This window comes from Verrucomicrobiota bacterium (assembly GCA_016871535.1).
Taxonomy (GTDB): Bacteria; Verrucomicrobiota; Verrucomicrobiia; order Limisphaerales; family SIBE01; genus VHCZ01.
This window is the reverse complement of record VHCZ01000433.1, coordinates 1-2,497: the sequence shown is the minus strand read 5'-3', so window position 1 is coordinate 2,497 and position 2,497 is coordinate 1. Positions and strand designations below refer to the sequence as shown.

At 60.6% G+C, this 2,497-nt stretch carries 2 protein-coding genes; both read right to left on the bottom strand.

The genetic code is table 11. The annotated features are described in order from the left end of the window. Positions 1–163: 163 nt before the first annotated feature. Complete coding sequence (locus tag FJ398_27240; protein ID MBM3841573.1) at positions 164–934, bottom strand: type II secretion system protein; 771 nt, start codon at positions 932–934, stop codon at positions 164–166. A gap of 312 nt (positions 935–1,246) precedes the next feature. Further along, a complete protein-coding gene (locus FJ398_27235; protein MBM3841572.1) occupies positions 1,247–2,056 on the bottom strand; it encodes a type II secretion system protein in 810 nt (269 codons plus the stop codon). Between the last annotated feature and the right edge of the window lie 441 nt (positions 2,057–2,497).

Here is a 2,497-nt window from a genome sequence, read left to right as displayed (position 1 = left end):
TGCCTGGGGCTGCGTTGCTCCTCGGTCACAGCCCCACTGGCGGGGGATGCTCGCTCGTCGCGCCTTGCCCCAGGCCAAATTGGGCGCAACGAACGTGAGCGTATTTACGAAACGGACCACTTAGCTAACCCCAAAAAGCCCACGCGGAAAAGGCAAAAGCAGATTACTCCACCCACGCCCAATCCCACGGCCAACCCGCGACCCACAGCGCTTTGGGGTAGGGGGAAGTCGGCGGCGTCCGCGCGAACCGCTTCTCGATCACCCATTCTGCGTGCCCGTCGCTAAAGGATTGCGTGTGGCCGGCAGGTTCGTTCGATGCATTCACCTGGCCGAGTGCCGGGATCGCGCCTTTCTTGCCGTGGTTTGAAGTCCAGGCCCTCTGAGCAGGAAAGACCATGGTGTGATCGGCGGTCAACGGTCCAAGCGGATCACTTGATCTCGCCGGCGAATTCGTGCCTTTGAACCGGGTTCCGGACAAGCCCGCGAGCAGCATGTAGTGATCGACATGCAAAAGTCCCTTTTGGTCGAACAACCGGGGATGGTCTTTGCGGGCGGGACACTTCCACGCCGTGGGCAAGCCGCTCTTTTTGATTTCCTGCTCGAACTCGGCGACGCTCGCGCGGATCCGTCCGCCTTCCATGCCGTAGGTGAGCAGCGTCAGGCCCTGGTCCTTGCTCATGACATAGAGCGCATCGAGTTTCCAGGCGGTCGTTTGGTCGGCGGTGGGAAACCGTTGGTCGTAATCGTCCGCGTACATGATGAAAGCCAGACTCTGCGTTTTCAAATTGTTCAAGCACGAGACGCGCTGGGCTTTCTCCTTGGCGCGGCTCAAAGCTGGAATCAGCATTCCCGCGAGAATGGCGATGATGGCGATGACGACCAACAATTCGATGAGGGTGAAGGCTCGAGAGAAGGGAGAGAAACTTAGGCGCATATAGTATCTTCTAGCTCCAAAGCAAGGGGCGGGAAAGGCAAAAGGATTGAAGGGGGGAGTTCGAGAGGATTGCGGTGAGGCCAGCGATTCTCATTTTGCGGAGCGCGGACTGTGTCGAAGACCAGCCGGAGCGCCTTGAATTGCCAACATGCTGCGGCTCGGCCCTTCTACCTCCCACAGCCGCGCTCCGGCGTAAGCACAGAAGGGGAATTGCCGGGCAACTCCGGCCCAGGGACAGTTTTATAGCCTCACCAACTCTGCCGCGGTTGCCGTAGGCCGAGTGGATGTTAAAGTAACGGAGTGAGGGAAGTTTCACCGCACGCGGGCATCGCGCGTGAAGATTGCGCGGCCATCCAGCATCAGCGTGTTGCGTCCGCGTGAGTGCACGGCGCGGCCTTTGAGGTGCGGCGGAAGGCTGGGAACTGTGTTGGGAAAGTACGGATCGACGGCCAATTCCACCTCGGAAAGGGAATCGGGCTGCCCGACGACGGGGTTGTTCGCCAGCCGGACTTCGTGCAGCGATTGCTCCGGCGTCTTCCCCCAAAAATTGTCGAGCGGCACGGGATCGTCCGGACGATCGAAGCGCCACAGCCAGTAGGATACCACGGAATTTGTGTCGTTGGTGCGCGCAATCTGCAAAGTCTGAACTGCGGTGCGGAGCGACGAACCATGGACAGCCGGGCAAATCCAGATGCGGTCGCTGCCCAATTGATTGCTCAAGACGACCGCCGCCCAGCCGCTGCGGGGATCCGACTTCGGCCAATCTGTCCAGGGCATGTAGCCCAGGGCGGTTTTCAAATCGCGCCGATCCGGAAAACGATCCTCGTGGTCGCCCAGATACAGATGAAAGCCAAGAGCGATCTGCCGGAGATTCGACAGACAAGCAGCCTGTCGCGAACGATCCTTGGCGCGGGCAAGCGCGGGCAACAGCAGCGAGGACAGAATCGCGATGATCGCGATCACGACGAGGAGTTCGATGAGTGTGAACGCGCAGGCAGGCCGGTTCCTTCGCGCCAAACATGAAGCTGGTAGGGCGAGTCCGTCCCGGCGAGCCGCTCGACATGCGTTGCACACGTCCGACTCGGCTCGCTGGGGACAGGCTCGCCCTGCCGTCTGGTTCATGGGAAGGGAAGAACGCGGACTGACTGGAACGGCGCGGACCATACGGCGCGAACGATTCGCTTTCTTGCCCCTTCGATCAAGGCAAAAAGCCAGGGCACACGGATGATTCGAGCATCGAGCCAAAGGAGCACGGGCAGCTTGCCCGCGAGTTTTCAAGAATCCGGCCGTACCACTGTGCGGGCAGGATGCCGGGCAAGCTGTCCGCGCTCGTGCGCCTGAGATGGCGATTGGTCGAAGCGGTGAAAGTCCGCTTCTGTGCGGTGAAGAATCGTGCGGTATTGAACCATAACTGCGTCGTGGAAACACGGGGTGGAGAGCAATGGAACGAGAACGGCCAGTCCGTAACGCCGTTCGTCTGTCGAGGCGAACAAAGTGAACTCGATTCGGTCGGCGCGGATGGGCGAGCCTGCGAGCGCTGTGCGAAGCCTGTCGCGGAGGGTA

What these genes read in the sequence shown, in the direction of transcription:
- FJ398_27240 (MBM3841573.1), bottom strand. Translation starts at nt 934, where the DNA reads ATGCGCCTAAGTTTCTCTCCCTTCTCTCGAGCCTTCACCCTCATCGAA.
- FJ398_27235 (MBM3841572.1), bottom strand. Translation starts at nt 2,056, where the DNA reads ATGAACCAGACGGCAGGGCGAGCCTGTCCCCAGCGAGCCGAGTCGGAC.